Below are 17,829 nucleotides of genomic sequence, written 5' to 3'. Positions count from 1 at the left end.
CGGGAATTAATGGCGGAAGTGGCGCATGTCGGTGAAGATCATCGCGATACCGTGCTCGTCGGCGGCGGCAATCACTTCGTCGTCGCGGATAGAACCACCAGGCTGGATCACGCAGGTAATGCCTACAGCGGCTGCCGCATCGATACCGTCACGAAACGGGAAGAAGGCATCAGAGGCCATGGCGGAACCTTTCACTTCCAGCCCTTCATCACCTGCTTTGAACCCGGCAATTTTCGCAGAATAGACACGACTCATCTGGCCTGCGCCTATTCCGATGGTCATGTTCTCTTTGGCGTAGACGATGGCGTTGGACTTGACGAACTTCGCCACTTTCCAGCAGAACAGCGCGTCACGCAGCTCCTGCTCGCTCGGCTGGCGTTTGGTCACTACGCGCAGGTCAGCTTCTGTCACCATACCCAGATCGCGATCCTGAACCAGAAGGCCGCCGTTCACGCGTTTGAAGTCCAGACCCGGCACGCGATTTGCCCACTGGCCGCAAATCAGTACGCGCACATTCTGTTTTGCCGCGGTGATTTTCAGCGCTTCTTCGGATGCCGATGGTGCAATGATCACTTCAACAAACTGTCGGGAGATGATGGCCTGCGCGGTTTGGGCATCCAGCTCGCGGTTGAAGGCGATAATGCCGCCAAACGCGGAGGTCGGGTCGGTTTTGTAAGCACGGTCGTAAGCGTCCAGAATAGAGGTGCTCACCGCCACACCGCAAGGGTTGGCGTGCTTGACGATAACGCAGGCTGGCTCGCTGAACTCTTTCACGCATTCCAGCGCAGCGTCGGTGTCAGCAATATTGTTGTAGGAGAGTGCCTTGCCCTGAACCTGCTGAGCGGTGGCAACCGAGGCTTCTTTGATCTCTTCTATATAGAAGGCAGCCTGCTGGTGGCTGTTCTCGCCGTAACGCATATCCTGCTTCTTGATGAAGTTCAGGTTCAGCGTGCGCGGGAAGTGGCCAGAAGGATCGTTGCTTTCACCGTGGTAAGCCGGCACCAGGCTACCGAAGTAGTTGGCGATCATGCTGTCGTATGCAGCGGTGTGTTCGAAGGCTTTGATAGCGAGGTCGAAACGCGTGTCGAGCGTCAGTGACCCTTCGTTGGCATCCATCTCGCTAATAATGGTGTTGTAATCGCTGCTCTTCACCACGATGGCCACATCTTTATGGTTCTTGGCTGCAGAGCGCACCATGGTCGGGCCGCCGATATCAATATTTTCTACCGCATCTTCCAGAGAGCAGCCTTCGCGGGCAACGGTCTGGGCAAACGGGTAGAGGTTAACGACAACCATGTCGATTGGCGCAATATCATGCTTTTCCATAATGGCATCGTCCTGGCCGCGACGGCCAAGAATACCGCCGTGCACTTTCGGATGCAGAGTTTTGACGCGTCCATCCATCATCTCCGGGAAACCGGTGTAATCGGACACTTCGGTTACCGGCAGACCTTTATCTGCTAACAGGCGTGCGGTGCCGCCTGTAGAAAGCAGCTCCACACCGCGTGCAGAAAGTGCCTGAGCGAATTCGACGATACCGGCTTTATCAGAAACACTGAGCAGAGCGCGGCGGACTGGACGACGTTGTTGCATGGTAAATCCCCTGGATTTCACGATTACAGAGAGCGTTAGATGAATTTTCCTGCGAAAAACTCATCTAACACACCTGACGAGGCATCCTTGTGAAGCGCGAGCATTTTAACGAAAACGTTTGCGCAACGCTCGCACATTTTTACTTTTTCGTATCATTGTGGATAAGTCTGTGTGTAAAAGGGTATAAGGCGGGGTTTTGCTGTGGAATGCAGCAGTCAGTCATTTTTCTGTCATTTAGCGGTTGCGGCCTGCGGAGAACTCCCTATAATGCGCCTCCATCGACACGGCAGATGTGAATCACTTCACAGATAAACCGGTCGGTTGAAGAGAAAAAATCCTGAAATAACGGGTTGACTCTGAAAGAGGAAAGCGTAATATACGCCACCTCGCAACGGTGAGCGAAAGCCGCGTTGCACTGCTCTTTAACAATTTATCAGACAATCTGTGTGGGCACTCAAAGTGACATGGATTCTTAATGTCTTCGGACAATAAATGAATACCAAGTCTCTGAGTGAACATACGTAATTCATTACGAAGTTTAATTCACGAGCATCAAACTTAAATTGAAGAGTTTGATCATGGCTCAGATTGAACGCTGGCGGCAGGCCTAACACATGCAAGTCGAACGGTAGCACAGAGAGCTTGCTCTCGGGTGACGAGTGGCGGACGGGTGAGTAATGTCTGGGAAACTGCCTGATGGAGGGGGATAACTACTGGAAACGGTAGCTAATACCGCATAACGTCGCAAGACCAAAGAGGGGGACCTTCGGGCCTCTTGCCATCAGATGTGCCCAGATGGGATTAGCTAGTAGGTGGGGTAACGGCTCACCTAGGCGACGATCCCTAGCTGGTCTGAGAGGATGACCAGCCACACTGGAACTGAGACACGGTCCAGACTCCTACGGGAGGCAGCAGTGGGGAATATTGCACAATGGGCGCAAGCCTGATGCAGCCATGCCGCGTGTATGAAGAAGGCCTTCGGGTTGTAAAGTACTTTCAGCGGGGAGGAAGGTGTTGTGGTTAATAACCACAGCAATTGACGTTACCCGCAGAAGAAGCACCGGCTAACTCCGTGCCAGCAGCCGCGGTAATACGGAGGGTGCAAGCGTTAATCGGAATTACTGGGCGTAAAGCGCACGCAGGCGGTCTGTCAAGTCGGATGTGAAATCCCCGGGCTCAACCTGGGAACTGCATTCGAAACTGGCAGGCTAGAGTCTTGTAGAGGGGGGTAGAATTCCAGGTGTAGCGGTGAAATGCGTAGAGATCTGGAGGAATACCGGTGGCGAAGGCGGCCCCCTGGACAAAGACTGACGCTCAGGTGCGAAAGCGTGGGGAGCAAACAGGATTAGATACCCTGGTAGTCCACGCCGTAAACGATGTCGACTTGGAGGTTGTGCCCTTGAGGCGTGGCTTCCGGAGCTAACGCGTTAAGTCGACCGCCTGGGGAGTACGGCCGCAAGGTTAAAACTCAAATGAATTGACGGGGGCCCGCACAAGCGGTGGAGCATGTGGTTTAATTCGATGCAACGCGAAGAACCTTACCTACTCTTGACATCCAGAGAACTTAGCAGAGATGCTTTGGTGCCTTCGGGAACTCTGAGACAGGTGCTGCATGGCTGTCGTCAGCTCGTGTTGTGAAATGTTGGGTTAAGTCCCGCAACGAGCGCAACCCTTATCCTTTGTTGCCAGCGGTTAGGCCGGGAACTCAAAGGAGACTGCCAGTGATAAACTGGAGGAAGGTGGGGATGACGTCAAGTCATCATGGCCCTTACGAGTAGGGCTACACACGTGCTACAATGGCGCATACAAAGAGAAGCGACCTCGCGAGAGCAAGCGGACCTCATAAAGTGCGTCGTAGTCCGGATTGGAGTCTGCAACTCGACTCCATGAAGTCGGAATCGCTAGTAATCGTAGATCAGAACGCTACGGTGAATACGTTCCCGGGCCTTGTACACACCGCCCGTCACACCATGGGAGTGGGTTGCAAAAGAAGTAGGTAGCTTAACCTTCGGGAGGGCGCTTACCACTTTGTGATTCATGACTGGGGTGAAGTCGTAACAAGGTAACCGTAGGGGAACCTGCGGTTGGATCACCTCCTTACCTTAAAGAACCTGCCTTTGCAGTGCTCACACAGATTGTCTGATGAATGATGAACTTCTGAATGTACTTTTGAGTGCATTAAGAAGTTTTGCTCTTTAAAAATCTGGATCAAGCTGAAAATTGAAACGACACACATATTATGTGTGTTCGAGTCTCTCAAATTTTCGCAAACCGATGATGAATCGAAAGAAACATCTTCGGGTTGTGAGGTTAAGCGACTAAGCGTACACGGTGGATGCCCTGGCAGTCAGAGGCGATGAAGGACGTGCTAATCTGCGAAAAGCGCCGGCGAGGTGATATGAACCTTTGACCCGGCGATGTCCGAATGGGGAAACCCAGTGTGATTCGTCACACTATCGTTAACTGAATACATAGGTTAACGAGGCGAACCGGGGGAACTGAAACATCTAAGTACCCCGAGGAAAAGAAATCAACCGAGATTCCCCCAGTAGCGGCGAGCGAACGGGGAGCAGCCCGGAGTCTGAATCAGCTTGTGTGTTAGTGGAACGGTCTGGAAAGTCCGACGGTACAGGGTGATAGTCCCGTACACGAAAATGCACAGGTTGTGAACTCGAAGAGTAGGGCGGGACACGTGGTATCCTGTCTGAATATGGGGGGACCATCCTCCAAGGCTAAATACTCCTGACTGACCGATAGTGAACCAGTACCGTGAGGGAAAGGCGAAAAGAACCCCGGCGAGGGGAGTGAAAAAGAACCTGAAACCGTGTACGTACAAGCAGTGGGAGCCTACTTGTTAGGTGACTGCGTACCTTTTGTATAATGGGTCAGCGACTTATATTCTGTAGCAAGGTTAACCGAATAGGGGAGCCGAAGGGAAACCGAGTCTTAACTGGGCGTTAAGTTGCAGGGTATAGACCCGAAACCCGGTGATCTAGCCATGGGCAGGTTGAAGGTTGGGTAACACTAACTGGAGGACCGAACCGACTAATGTTGAAAAATTAGCGGATGACCTGTGGCTGGGGGTGAAAGGCCAATCAAACCGGGAGATAGCTGGTTCTCCCCGAAAGCTATTTAGGTAGCGCCTCGTGAACTCATCTTCGGGGGTAGAGCACTGTTTCGGCTAGGGGGCCATCCCGGCTTACCAACCCGATGCAAACTACGAATACCGAAGAATGTTATCACGGGAGACACACGGCGGGTGCTAACGTCCGTCGTGAAGAGGGAAACAACCCAGACCGCCAGCTAAGGTCCCAAAGTCATGGTTAAGTGGGAAACGATGTGGGAAGGCACAGACAGCCAGGATGTTGGCTTAGAAGCAGCCATCATTTAAAGAAAGCGTAATAGCTCACTGGTCGAGTCGGCCTGCGCGGAAGATGTAACGGGGCTAAACCATGCACCGAAGCTGCGGCAGCGACGCTTATGCGTTGTTGGGTAGGGGAGCGTTCTGTAAGCCGTTGAAGGTGGCCTGTGAGGGTTGCTGGAGGTATCAGAAGTGCGAATGCTGACATAAGTAACGATAAAGCGGGTGAAAAGCCCGCTCGCCGGAAGACCAAGGGTTCCTGTCCAACGTTAATCGGGGCAGGGTGAGTCGACCCCTAAGGCGAGGCCGAAAGGCGTAGTCGATGGGAAACAGGTTAATATTCCTGTACTTGGTGTTACTGCGAAGGGGGGACGGAGAAGGCTATGTTAGCCGGGCGACGGTTGTCCCGGTTTAAGCATGTAGGCGGAGGTTCCAGGTAAATCCGGTACCTTATTAACGCTGAGGTGTGATGACGAGGCACTACGGTGCTGAAGTAACAAATGCCCTGCTTCCAGGAAAAGCCTCTAAGCATCAGGTAACACGAAATCGTACCCCAAACCGACACAGGTGGTCAGGTAGAGAATACCAAGGCGCTTGAGAGAACTCGGGTGAAGGAACTAGGCAAAATGGTGCCGTAACTTCGGGAGAAGGCACGCTGATATGTAGGTGAAGCCCCTGCGGGTGGAGCTGAAATCAGTCGAAGATACCAGCTGGCTGCAACTGTTTATTAAAAACACAGCACTGTGCAAACACGAAAGTGGACGTATACGGTGTGACGCCTGCCCGGTGCCGGAAGGTTAATTGATGGGGTTAGCGGTAACGCGAAGCTCTTGATCGAAGCCCCGGTAAACGGCGGCCGTAACTATAACGGTCCTAAGGTAGCGAAATTCCTTGTCGGGTAAGTTCCGACCTGCACGAATGGCGTAATGATGGCCAGGCTGTCTCCACCCGAGACTCAGTGAAATTGAACTCGCTGTGAAGATGCAGTGTACCCGCGGCAAGACGGAAAGACCCCGTGAACCTTTACTATAGCTTGACACTGAACACTGGTCCTTGATGTGTAGGATAGGTGGGAGGCTTTGAAGCGTGGACGCCAGTCTGCGTGGAGCCGACCTTGAAATACCACCCTTTAATGGCTGGTGTTCTAACGTAGACCCGTAATCCGGGTTGCGGACAGTGTCTGGTGGGTAGTTTGACTGGGGCGGTCTCCTCCCAAAGAGTAACGGAGGAGCACGAAGGTTAGCTAATCCTGGTCGGACATCAGGAGGTTAGTGCAATGGCATAAGCTAGCTTGACTGCGAGAGTGACGGCTCGAGCAGGTGCGAAAGCAGGTCATAGTGATCCGGTGGTTCTGAATGGAAGGGCCATCGCTCAACGGATAAAAGGTACTCCGGGGATAACAGGCTGATACCGCCCAAGAGTTCATATCGACGGCGGTGTTTGGCACCTCGATGTCGGCTCATCACATCCTGGGGCTGAAGTAGGTCCCAAGGGTATGGCTGTTCGCCATTTAAAGTGGTACGCGAGCTGGGTTTAGAACGTCGTGAGACAGTTCGGTCCCTATCTGCCGTGGGCGCTGGAGAATTGAGGGGGGCTGCTCCTAGTACGAGAGGACCGGAGTGGACGCATCACTGGTGTTCGGGTTGTCATGCCAATGGCACTGCCCGGTAGCTAAATGCGGAAGAGATAAGTGCTGAAAGCATCTAAGCACGAAACTTGCCCCGAGATGAGTTCTCCCTGAGACTATAAGTCTCCTGAAGGAACGTTGAAGACGACGACGTTGATAGGTCGGGTGTGTAAGCGCAGCGATGCGTTGAGCTAACCGATACTAATGAACCGTGAGGCTTAACCTTACAACGCCGAAGGTGTTTTGGCGGTGAGAGACGATTTTCAGCCTGATACAGATAACATAATTTGCCTGGCGGCTTTAGCGCGGTGGTCCCACCTGACCCCATGCCGAACTCAGAAGTGAAACGCCGTAGCGCCGATGGTAGTGTGGGGTCTCCCCATGTGAGAGTAGGGAACTGCCAGGCATCAAATAGAAGAACCCCGTACCGTAAGGTGCGGGGTTTTTTGCTTTGGGCGTTATTCCTCTCCTTGAAACTTTCTCACCTTCCTCTTGCAGACTCGACATTCAGGCCGGATCTCGGTATTGTTAGCTGTCTGGATGTCTAAACGTTTATACGTATGCTTTGAGGATTCAACGATATGCCGATTCGGGTGCAGGACGAGCTACCAGCCGTCAATTTCTTACGTGAAGAGAACGTCTTTGTGATGACGGCTTCACGCGCAACAGTTCAGGAAATTCGCCCGCTGAAGGTTCTTATTCTCAACCTGATGCCGAAAAAGATTGAAACAGAGAATCAGTTCCTGCGTCTGCTTTCAAACTCTCCGCTGCAGGTCGATATTCAGCTGCTGCGGATCGATGCGCGCGAGTCACGCAACACGCCTTCTGAGCACCTGAACAATTTTTACTGTAACTTCGATGACATTCAGGGGGAAAACTTCGACGGCCTGATTGTGACCGGCGCACCGCTCGGTCTGGTTGAATTTAACGATGTCGCCTACTGGCCGCAGATCAAACAGGTCCTGGAGTGGGCAAAAGATCACGTCACGTCCACCTTGTTTGTTTGTTGGGCGGTACAGGCGGCACTGAATATTCTTTATGGTATCCCTAAACAAACCCGCACTGAAAAGCTCTCCGGCGTATACGAACACCACATTCTTCATCCACATGCTCTGCTGACGCGCGGGTTTGATGATTCGTTTCTGGCGCCGCATTCGCGCTATGCCGATTTCCCGGCGCAGCTGATCCGTGATTACACCGATCTGGAGATCCTGGCCGAAACGGAAGATGGGGATGCATACTTGTTTGCCAGCAAAGATAAGCGCATTGCCTTTGTAACCGGGCATCCTGAATACGATCCGCATACCCTCGCGTCAGAGTATTTCCGTGATGTCGAAGCGGGTCTTAATCCGGATGTGCCGTACAACTATTTCCCGAAAAACGATCCACAAAACAAACCGAGAGCAACCTGGCGCAGCCACGGGAATTTGCTTTTTACAAACTGGCTCAACTATTACGTCTACCAGATCACACCATACGATCTGCGACACATGAATCCGACGCTAGAGTAATCTTCTGCATTAAACGATCCTAAAGCGTTTCAGCTGTTCGCATCAGGCACCTTCGGGTGCCTTTTTTATTTCCGAAATTCTACTCAACATTGGGGAAAACTTTAATTTCATACTGATCAAGGAGTTAACGTTATAAATTAAATAAAATGGAAATTGTTTTTGATTTTGGAAAAAATAGAGATAGTCTTAATTCTGCTGAGCGAAAACTACACAACGATCTTTCGTTCGCATCGGGGGCGTGATTTTGGATCTTTGATGAGGAGCAGAGTAATGACTCAACAGGCAACGACGGTCGACGAACTGGCCTTTACCCAGCCGCATGGTGAGCAAGAACAGCAAATATTGACGGCAGAGGCGGTCGAATTTCTGACTGAACTGGTGACCCGCTTTACGCCGCAGCGCAATAAGCTGCTGGCAGCACGCATTCACCAGCAGCAGGAAATTGACGATGGCAAGTTGCCTGGATTTATTTCGGAAACCGCTTCCATTCGCCGTGGTGAGTGGAAAATTCGTGGTATTCCTGAAGATTTACAGGATCGCCGCGTTGAGATCACCGGTCCGGTAGAACGCAAAATGGTGATCAACGCCATGAACGCGAACGTTAAAGTCTTTATGGCTGATTTTGAAGACTCGTTGGCACCGGACTGGCGTAAGGTTATCGAGGGGCAAATCAACCTGCGCGACGCCGTGAACGGCACCATCAGCTATACCAACGAAGCCGGGAAAATCTATCAACTTAAACCGAATCCGGTGGTGCTGATCTGTCGAGTACGCGGTCTCCATCTGCCTGAAAAACACGTCACCTGGCGTGGGGAAGCCATTCCCGGCAGCCTGTTTGATTTCGCGCTCTATTTCTTCCACAACCACAAAAACCTGCTGGCAAAAGGCAGTGGCCCCTATTTCTATCTGCCAAAAACGCAGGCCTGGCAGGAAGCGGCGTGGTGGAGTGACGTGTTCAGTTATGCAGAAGATCGTTTCAATCTGCCACGTGGCACCATCAAAGCCACCCTGTTGATTGAAACGCTGCCTGCGGTTTTCCAGATGAACGAAATTCTGCATGCCCTGCGTGACCACATCGTCGGCCTGAACTGTGGGCGTTGGGACTATATCTTCAGCTATATCAAAACCCTGAAAAATTATCCCGATCGTGTACTGCCCGATCGTCAGGTCGTCACTATGGATAAGCCGTTCCTGAGCGCCTACTCGCGCCTGCTGATCAAAACCTGCCACAAGCGCGGTGCCTTTGCGATGGGCGGCATGGCGGCATTTATTCCGAGCAAAGACGCGGAGCGTAACAATCAGGTGCTCAACAAAGTGAAGGCCGATAAAGAGCTTGAAGCGCGTAACGGTCATGACGGAACGTGGATCGCCCATCCGGGCCTCGCAGACACGGCAATGGAAGTCTTTAACCGCGTACTCGGTGACAATAAAAATCAGCTCTTTGTTACGCGCGAAGAGGATGCGCCAACGGCTGAAGAACAGCTGCTGGCACCGTGTGCAGGTGAACGTACGGAAGAGGGCATGCGCGCCAACATTCGCGTTGCGGTGCAGTACATCGAAGCCTGGATCTCTGGCAACGGCTGCGTGCCGATCTACGGCCTGATGGAAGATGCCGCCACGGCGGAAATCTCCCGCACCTCTATCTGGCAATGGATCCATCATCAAAAAACGCTCAGCAACGGCAAGCCGGTGACCAAAGCCCTGTTCCGCCAGATGCTGGCCGAAGAAATGCGGGTGATCCAGGACGAGTTGGGCGAACACCGCTTCAGCAGCGGACGTTTTGACGATGCTGCACGCCTGATGGAACAAATCACCACCTCAGATGACTTAATCGACTTCCTGACTCTGCCGGGCTACCGCTTCCTGGCGTAACTCACCACATAACAATATGGAGCATCTGCACATGAAAACCCGTACCCAACAAATCGAAGAACTGAAGAAAGAATGGACACAACCGCGCTGGGAAGGCATTCGTCGTCCGTACAGCGCGGAAGAAGTGGTGAAATTACGCGGCTCGGTCAATCCGGAATGCACGCTGGCGCAAAATGGCGCGGCGAAAATGTGGAAGCTGCTGCACGGTGGTTCCAAAAAGGGTTATATCAATAGCCTCGGGGCGTTGACCGGCGGTCAGGCACTGCAGCAGGCGAAGGCCGGTATTGAGGCTGTTTATCTTTCCGGCTGGCAGGTTGCGGCGGATGCCAACCTGGCATCCAGTATGTATCCGGATCAGTCCCTCTACCCGGCGAACTCCGTGCCGTCGGTGGTTGATCGAATCAACAACACCTTCCGCCGTGCGGATCAGATCCAGTGGGCGGCAGGCATCGAACCCAACGATCCGCGCTTTATTGACTACTTCCTGCCGATCGTCGCGGATGCGGAAGCGGGTTTCGGCGGCGTGCTGAACGCGTTCGAGCTGATGAAATCAATGATTGAGGCCGGTGCAGCGGCCGTTCACTTCGAAGATCAGCTGGCATCGGTGAAGAAGTGCGGACACATGGGCGGTAAGGTGCTGGTTCCGACCCAGGAAGCGATTCAGAAGCTGGTTGCCGCGCGTCTGGCGGCAGACGTGCTCGGCGTGCCGACGCTGGTCATTGCCCGTACCGATGCGGATGCGGCTGACCTGATCACCTCTGACTGCGATCCGTACGACAGCGAGTTCATCACCGGTGAGCGCACCAGTGAAGGGTTCTATCGTACCCATGCAGGCATCGAACAGGCGATCAGCCGTGGCCTGGCGTATGCCCCTTACGCCGACCTGGTCTGGTGTGAAACCTCCACGCCGGATCTGGCGCTGGCAAAACGTTTTGCCGATGCCATTCATGCGAAATATCCGGGCAAACTGCTGGCCTATAACTGCTCGCCGTCCTTCAACTGGCAGAAGAATCTGGATGATAAAACCATCGCCAGCTTCCAGCAGCAGCTTTCTGACATGGGCTACAAGTACCAGTTCATTACCCTGGCGGGTATCCACAGCATGTGGTTCAACATGTTCGACCTTGCACATGCTTATGCGCAGGGTGAAGGCATGAAACACTACGTCGAGAAGGTTCAGCAGCCAGAATTCGCCGCCGGAAAAGAGGGTTATACCTTCGTTTCTCACCAGCAGGAAGTGGGAACGGGCTACTTCGACAACGTGACCACTATCATTCAGGGCGGTGCCTCCTCCGTCACCGCCTTAACGGGATCAACCGAAGAAGCACAGTTCTAATCGTTTCCCCCTCTCCCCCCTCGGGGAGAGGGTTGGGGTGAGGGGGAATATATGTCGCGTGGCCTGGAATTACTGATTGCTCAAACTATTTTGCAGGGCTTCGATGCCCAGTATGGTCGTTTTCTTGAAGTGACATCCGGTGCGCAACAGCGCTTCGAACATGCAGACTGGCATGCGGTTCAGCAGGCCATGAAGCAGCGTATTCACCTTTATGACCACCACGTGGGTCTGGTGGTGGAGCAGTTGCGCTGTATTACCGATGGTAAAAGCCCGGATGCGGACTTTTTACTGCGCGTGAAAGAGCACTACACCCATTTATTACCTGACTACCCGCGCTTCGAGATTGCGGAGAGCTTTTTCAACTCCGTCTATTGCCGGTTATTTGACCACCGCTCATTATCTCCTGAGCGGTTATTTATCTTCAGCTCTCAGCCTGAACGACGATTTCGTGCTATCCCACGTCCGCTGGCGAAAGATTTCTTCCCGGAACGCGGGTGGGAGAAGCTTTTGCACCGTGTGCTAACCGATTTGCCGCTGCGTTTGCCCTGGGAGAATAAAACCCGGGATATAGGTTATATCCACACCCACCTGCGCGAAACCTTCGGCGAGGCGTTGCTCGGCCGCAGCCACTTGCAGGTTGCCAACGAGCTTTTCTATCGCAATAAAGCCGCCTGGCTGGTAGGAAAACTGGTCACGCCATCGGCCATCGTACCGTTTCTGCTCCCCATCCATCGCACAGATGACGGGGAACTGTTTGTCGATACCTGCCTGACCACCAGCGCCGAGGCCAGCATTGTATTTGGCTTCGCCCGCTCCTATTTCATGGTGTACGCACCGTTGCCTGCCGCGCTGGTGGAATGGCTGCGGGAGATCCTGCCGGGCAAAACCACCGCCGAGCTGTATATGGCGATTGGCTGTCAGAAGCACGCTAAAACGGAAAGCTATCGGGAATACCTGCGTTATGTCACCACCGCAGATGAACAGTTTATCGAAGCACCTGGCATTCGCGGCATGGTGATGCTGGTGTTTACGCTTCCGGGGTTCGACCGCGTATTTAAGGTCATTAAAGACCGGTTCGCGCCGCAGAAAGAGATGACCGCCGCGCACGTCCGCGCCTGCTATCAGCTGGTCAAAGAGCATGACCGTGTCGGACGTATGGCGGATACTCAGGAATTCGAAAACTTTGTGCTGGATAAGCAACAGATCGACCCGGCGCTGATGGCGCTTTTGCTCAAGGAAGCATCCGGGAAAATCACCGATCTTGGCGACAAAATCGTGATTAGCCATCTTTACATCGAGCGCCGCATGGTGCCGCTGAACATCTGGCTGGAGCAGTCCGAGGGTCAGGCGCTGCGCGATGCTATAGAAGAATACGGTAACGCGATTCGCCAGCTTGCCGCGGCCAATATTTTTCCGGGCGATATGCTGTTTAAAAACTTCGGCGTCACGCGCCACGGGCGAGTGGTGTTTTATGATTACGACGAGATTTGCTACATGACCGAAGTGAATTTCCGTGATATCCCGCCGCCCCGTTACCCGGAAGATGAACTGTCTGGTGAACCGTGGTACAGCGTTTCGCCGGGCGATGTCTTTCCCGAAGAGTTTCGCCACTGGCTGTGCGCCGACCCGCGCATCGGGCCGCTATTTGAAGAGATGCACGCCGACCTTTTTCGTGCCAGCTACTGGCGTGGGCTGCAAACGCGGATCAAAAACGGGCATGTGGAAGATGTGTACGCTTACCGCCGCAAGCAGCGGTTTTGCATCCGGTTTAACGAATCCCACCATACGCCAGCGTCACCTCTTTCGCCGCCTTAATCACCAGCGCACCTAACTCGGTGACGCGGTCGTCGGTCATGCGCGAAATTGGCCCGGAGATAGAGATGGCGGCAAACGGCTCGCGGTGCTCATCAAAGATACAGGCCGCGATACAGCGCAGACCCAAAGCATGTTCTTCATCATCAAATGAATAGCCACGCTTGCGGGTTAACGCCAGATCCTCTTTCAGATGCACCGGCGAAACCAGCGTGGCATGGGTATAGGCGTGCAGCCCTTTACGATGCAGCAGCCCTGTCACCTGATCTTCGCTGAGCTGAGACAGAAACGCTTTTCCTGCCCCGGACGCATGCATCGGCAGCTTACCGCCAATCGGCGCGGACATACGCATCAGCTGCGTGCACTGCACCTGATCGATAATGATTGCCTGATGATCGCTCTGATCAAGCACCGCCAGGTTTACCGTCTCGCCGGAATCTTCCATCAGCTTGCGCAGAATCGGATGGACAATCGCCAGCAGATTGCGGCTTTGCAGGAAGCTGCTGCCAACGATAAAGGCATGTGCGCCCACCGCCCAGTGTCCCAGCTCGCCGACCTGGCGGACAAAGCCCAGCTGCTGCATAGTGGTCAGCAGGCGGTGCGTGGTGGAGTTCGGCAGGCCAGCCTGCTGGGCCAGCTCCGTCAGGGCCACGCTGCTGTGCGACTCGGCTATCCACTCCAGCAGCTTCAGACCGCGCGTGAGCGATTGAACCTGTCCGCTCGGTTGTGCAGCGGGGGTGGCAGCAGGTTTTCTGCCGCGTTTGGCGGGAACGGTCGCGACCATGACGATCTCCTTTTTCTGTATCGTGGAAATCATTTTCGTTTTATTTGGTGATTTTGCAACCGTTATCCTGACTGATCGGAGGAGTGATGGTGAACATGTCTCATGTTACCGCTGTGTGACTTTTCCACCCTGCGAGATTGTGCCAGTATGGAACGCAGCCTTTTGGCCTTGTTGAGCGTTGTCGGGAGCAAGTGTGAGCAGCAAAGTAGAGCAACTGCGTGCGCAGTTAAATGAACGAATTCTGGTGCTGGACGGCGGCATGGGCACGATGATCCAGGGCTATCGTCTGAGTGAAGACGATTTCCGCGGCGAACGCTTCGCTGACTGGCCTTGCGATCTGAAAGGTAACAACGACCTGCTGGTGCTCAGCAAGCCGTCCGTCATTAAGGATATCCACAATGCCTACTTCGAGGCAGGGGCAGATATCGTTGAAACCAACACCTTTAACTCGACAACCATCGCCATGGCGGATTACCAGATGGAATCCCTGTCGGCGGAGATCAACTTTGAGGCGGCTAAACTGGCTCGTGCCTGCGCAGATGAATGGACTGCCCGCACGCCGGACAAACCGCGCTACGTTGCCGGGGTGCTTGGCCCAACCAACCGCACCGCATCAATCTCACCGGACGTCAACGACCCGGCATTTCGTAATATCACCTTTGACCAGCTGGTCGCTGCCTACCGTGAATCGACCAAAGCGCTGGTGGAAGGCGGTTCCGACCTGATCCTGATTGAAACGGTTTTCGACACCCTCAACGCCAAAGCCGCGATTTACGCGGTGAAAGAGGAGTTCGAGGCACTGGGCGTTGACCTGCCGATCATGATTTCCGGCACCATTACCGACGCCTCCGGCCGTACCCTGTCCGGCCAGACCACCGAAGCGTTTTATAACTCCCTGCGCCACGCGGAAGCGCTCTCCTTTGGCCTGAACTGTGCTCTGGGGCCAGATGAACTGCGCCAGTACGTGCAGGAGTTATCGCGCATCGCAGAATGCTATGTCACCGCGCACCCGAACGCCGGTCTGCCCAATGCCTTTGGTGAATACGATCTGGATGCCGACACCATGGCGGCGCAAATCCGCGAGTGGGCTGAATCTGGCTTCCTGAACATTGTTGGCGGCTGCTGCGGCACCACGCCGGAACACATTGCCGCCATGAGCAACGCCGTGGCCGGGCTGCCGCCGCGTAAGCTGCCTGAGCTTCCCGTTGCCTGTCGTCTTTCTGGTCTCGAGCCGTTGACCATTGGTGACGACAGCCTGTTTGTGAACGTGGGTGAGCGGACTAACGTTACCGGTTCCGCGAAGTTCAAACGTCTGATCAAAGAAGAGAAATACAGCGAAGCGCTGGACGTCGCCCGCCAGCAGGTGGAAAGCGGCGCACAGATTATTGATATCAACATGGACGAGGGGATGCTCGACGCCGAAGCGGCGATGGTGCGTTTCCTCAACCTGATTGCCGGCGAGCCGGACATTGCCCGCGTGCCGATCATGATCGACTCCTCCAAGTGGGAGGTCATCGAAAAAGGGCTGAAGTGCATTCAGGGTAAAGGCATCGTCAACTCTATCTCGATGAAAGAGGGCGTTGATATCTTTATCCACCACGCGAAGATGGTCCGCCGCTACGGTGCCGCCGTGGTGGTCATGGCCTTCGACGAAGTGGGCCAGGCGGATACCCGCGAGCGTAAAATTGAGATATGCCGCCGCGCGTACAAGATTTTGACCGAAGAGGTGGGTTTCCCGCCGGAAGACATCATCTTCGATCCGAACATTTTCGCCGTCGCGACCGGGATTGAAGAGCATAACAACTATGCCCAGGACTTTATCGGCGCATGTGAAGACATTAAACGTGAATTGCCGCATGCGTTAATCTCCGGCGGCGTGTCGAACGTGTCGTTCTCGTTCCGCGGCAACGACCCGGTGCGTGAAGCGATCCACGCCGTGTTCCTCTACTACGCCATCCGCAACGGGATGGACATGGGGATCGTTAACGCTGGCCAGCTGGCGATTTACGATGACCTCTCTGCCGAGCTTCGCGACGCGGTAGAAGATGTCATCCTTAACCGTCGCGACGACGCCACCGAGCGCATGCTGGACCTCGCGGAGAAATACCGCGGCAGCAAAACGGATGAATCGGCCAACGTTCAGCAGGCCGAGTGGCGTTCCTGGGACGTGAAAAAGCGTCTGGAATATTCGCTGGTGAAAGGCATCACCGAGTTTATTGAGCAGGACACCGAAGAAGCGCGCCAGCAGGCAGCCCGCCCGATTGAGGTGATCGAAGGCCCGCTGATGGACGGCATGAACGTGGTCGGCGATCTGTTCGGCGAGGGAAAAATGTTCCTGCCGCAGGTGGTGAAATCTGCCCGCGTGATGAAGCAGGCCGTGGCCTATCTGGAGCCGTTTATCGAGGCCAGCAAAGAGAAAGGCTCCAGCAACGGCAAGATGGTCATCGCCACCGTGAAGGGCGACGTGCACGACATCGGCAAGAATATCGTCGGCGTGGTGCTGCAGTGCAATAACTACGAAATTATCGACCTCGGGGTAATGGTCCCGGCGGATAAAATCCTCAAAACCGCGCGTGAGGTGAATGCCGACCTGATTGGCCTTTCCGGGCTGATCACGCCGTCGCTGGACGAGATGGTCAACGTGGCGAAAGAGATGGAGCGTCAGGGCTTCACTATTCCGCTGCTGATTGGCGGAGCGACCACCTCGAAAGCCCATACTGCGGTGAAAATCGAGCAGAACTACAGCGGCCCGACGGTCTATGTGCAGAACGCCTCGCGCACCGTAGGCGTGGTGTCCGCGCTGCTCTCCGACACCCAGCGCGATGACTTCGTGGCGCGCACCCGCAAAGAGTACGAAACCGTCCGCATCCAGCACGGTCGTAAGAAACCGCGCACGCCGCCGGTTTCACTTCAGGCGGCGCGCGATAACGATCTGGCGTTTGACTGGTCGAGTTATACCCCGCCGGTCGCGCATCGTCTGGGCGTGCAGGACGTCACCGCCAGCATCGAAACGCTGCGTAACTACATCGACTGGACGCCGTTCTTCATGACATGGTCGCTGGCGGGCAAATATCCGCGCATCCTCGAGGATGAGGTGGTAGGTGAAGAGGCGAAGCGGTTGTTTAAAGATGCCAATGACATGCTCGACAAGCTGAGTGCAGAGAAATCCCTCAATCCGCGCGGCGTGGTGGGGCTGTTCCCGGCGAACCGCGTGGGTGACGATGTGGAAATCTACCGCGATGAAACCCGCACGCATGTGCTGACCGTGAGCCATCACCTGCGTCAGCAAACGGAGAAAGTGGGCTTCGCCAACTACTGTCTGGCGGATTTCGTCGCACCGAAACTGAGTGGCAAAGCCGACTATATCGGCGCCTTTGCGGTAACCGGCGGCCTGGAAGAAGATGCGCTGGCGGAGGCATTCGAAGCGCAGCATGATGATTACAACAAAATCATGGTCAAAGCGATTGCCGACCGCCTGGCGGAAGCCTTCGCTGAGTATCTGCATGAGCGCGTACGTAAGGTGTACTGGGGCTACGCGGCCAATGAAAACCTCAGCAACGAGGAGCTGATCCGCGAAAACTACCAGGGCATTCGCCCGGCCCCGGGCTATCCGGCCTGCCCGGAGCACACCGAAAAAGGCACCATCTGGAAACTTCTCGATGTTGAGGCCCATACGGGGATGAAACTCACCGAGTCGTTTGCCATGTGGCCGGGTGCCTCCGTCTCAGGCTGGTACTTCAGCCACCCGGACAGCAAGTACTTTGCCGTGGCGCAGCTACAGCGCGATCAGATCGAAGATTACGCCCTGCGCAAAGGCATGAGCGTGTCAGAAGTCGAGCGCTGGCTGGCGCCTAATCTCGGCTACGACGCCGACTAAAATCACTTTTCCTTACAACAAACAGGGCGCTCATGGGGCGCCCTGTCTCTTTCTTA

The 17,829-nt window shown here is 54.6% G+C and carries 7 protein-coding genes and 3 rRNA genes; 8 read left to right on the top strand and 2 right to left on the bottom strand.

All coding sequences use genetic code 11. The features are described 5' to 3' along the window. Nucleotides 1-6: 6 nt before the first annotated feature. The gene (gene purH, locus O1723_RS20445; RefSeq protein WP_479983850.1) at nucleotides 7-1,593 is read right to left on the bottom strand and encodes a bifunctional phosphoribosylaminoimidazolecarboxamide formyltransferase/IMP cyclohydrolase; all 1,587 of its coding nucleotides are present in this window, start codon (nucleotides 1,591-1,593) and stop codon (nucleotides 7-9) included. A gap of 560 nt (nucleotides 1,594-2,153) precedes the next feature. Here purH and O1723_RS20440 point away from each other — a divergent pair. The 7 genes from O1723_RS20440 to aceK all read left to right on the top strand — a co-directional run bounded on the left by O1723_RS20440 (nucleotide 2,154) and on the right by aceK (nucleotide 13,115). Then, nucleotides 2,154-3,693 (top strand): 16S ribosomal RNA (locus O1723_RS20440). 208 nt (nucleotides 3,694-3,901) lie between these two features. Next, nucleotides 3,902-6,807, top strand: a 23S ribosomal RNA gene (locus O1723_RS20435). A gap of 64 nt (nucleotides 6,808-6,871) precedes the next feature. Then, nucleotides 6,872-6,987, top strand: a 5S ribosomal RNA gene (gene rrf / locus O1723_RS20430). The 16S, 23S and 5S rRNA genes sit together here, the layout of an rRNA operon. A gap of 175 nt (nucleotides 6,988-7,162) precedes the next feature. Then, nucleotides 7,163-8,092: a homoserine O-acetyltransferase MetA gene (gene metA, locus O1723_RS20425; protein ID WP_014882083.1), complete on the top strand. Its 930-nt coding sequence runs from the start codon at nucleotides 7,163-7,165 to the stop codon at nucleotides 8,090-8,092. Nucleotides 8,093-8,362: 270 nt separating this feature from the next. Beyond that, nucleotides 8,363-9,964 (top strand): malate synthase A, encoded by a 1,602-nt coding sequence (aceB, locus tag O1723_RS20420; RefSeq protein ID WP_248191017.1) that lies wholly within the window; start codon nucleotides 8,363-8,365, stop codon nucleotides 9,962-9,964. A 31-nt stretch (nucleotides 9,965-9,995) separates the two neighbouring features. After that, nucleotides 9,996-11,300 carry an isocitrate lyase gene (aceA, locus tag O1723_RS20415; RefSeq protein WP_014882085.1) on the top strand — a complete coding sequence of 435 codons (1,305 nt, stop codon included), beginning with the start codon at nucleotides 9,996-9,998 and terminating at the stop codon, nucleotides 11,298-11,300. 51 nt (nucleotides 11,301-11,351) lie between these two features. Further along, on the top strand, nucleotides 11,352-13,115 hold the full coding sequence (gene aceK, locus O1723_RS20410) for a bifunctional isocitrate dehydrogenase kinase/phosphatase (RefSeq protein WP_014882086.1): 1,764 nt from the start codon (nucleotides 11,352-11,354) through the stop codon (nucleotides 13,113-13,115). On the opposite strand, the gene iclR is transcribed toward aceK, so the two are convergent. Continuing rightward, the gene (gene iclR / locus O1723_RS20405; RefSeq protein WP_014882087.1) at nucleotides 13,069-13,896 is read right to left on the bottom strand and encodes a glyoxylate bypass operon transcriptional repressor IclR; all 828 of its coding nucleotides are present in this window, start codon (nucleotides 13,894-13,896) and stop codon (nucleotides 13,069-13,071) included. The genes aceK and iclR overlap by 47 nt on opposite strands. A gap of 193 nt (nucleotides 13,897-14,089) precedes the next feature. On the opposite strand from iclR, the gene metH reads away from it, so the two are divergent. Beyond that, nucleotides 14,090-17,773, top strand: coding sequence for a methionine synthase (gene metH, locus O1723_RS20400; protein ID WP_014882088.1), 3,684 nt, complete (start codon nucleotides 14,090-14,092; stop codon nucleotides 17,771-17,773). Nucleotides 17,774-17,829: the final 56 nt, after the last annotated feature.

It is taken from the genome of Enterobacter cloacae complex sp. HYC080_NIDB, from assembly GCF_056673325.1.
The sequence above is the reverse complement of the archived record's forward strand: the minus strand, read 5'-3'. Positions and strand labels throughout refer to the sequence as shown.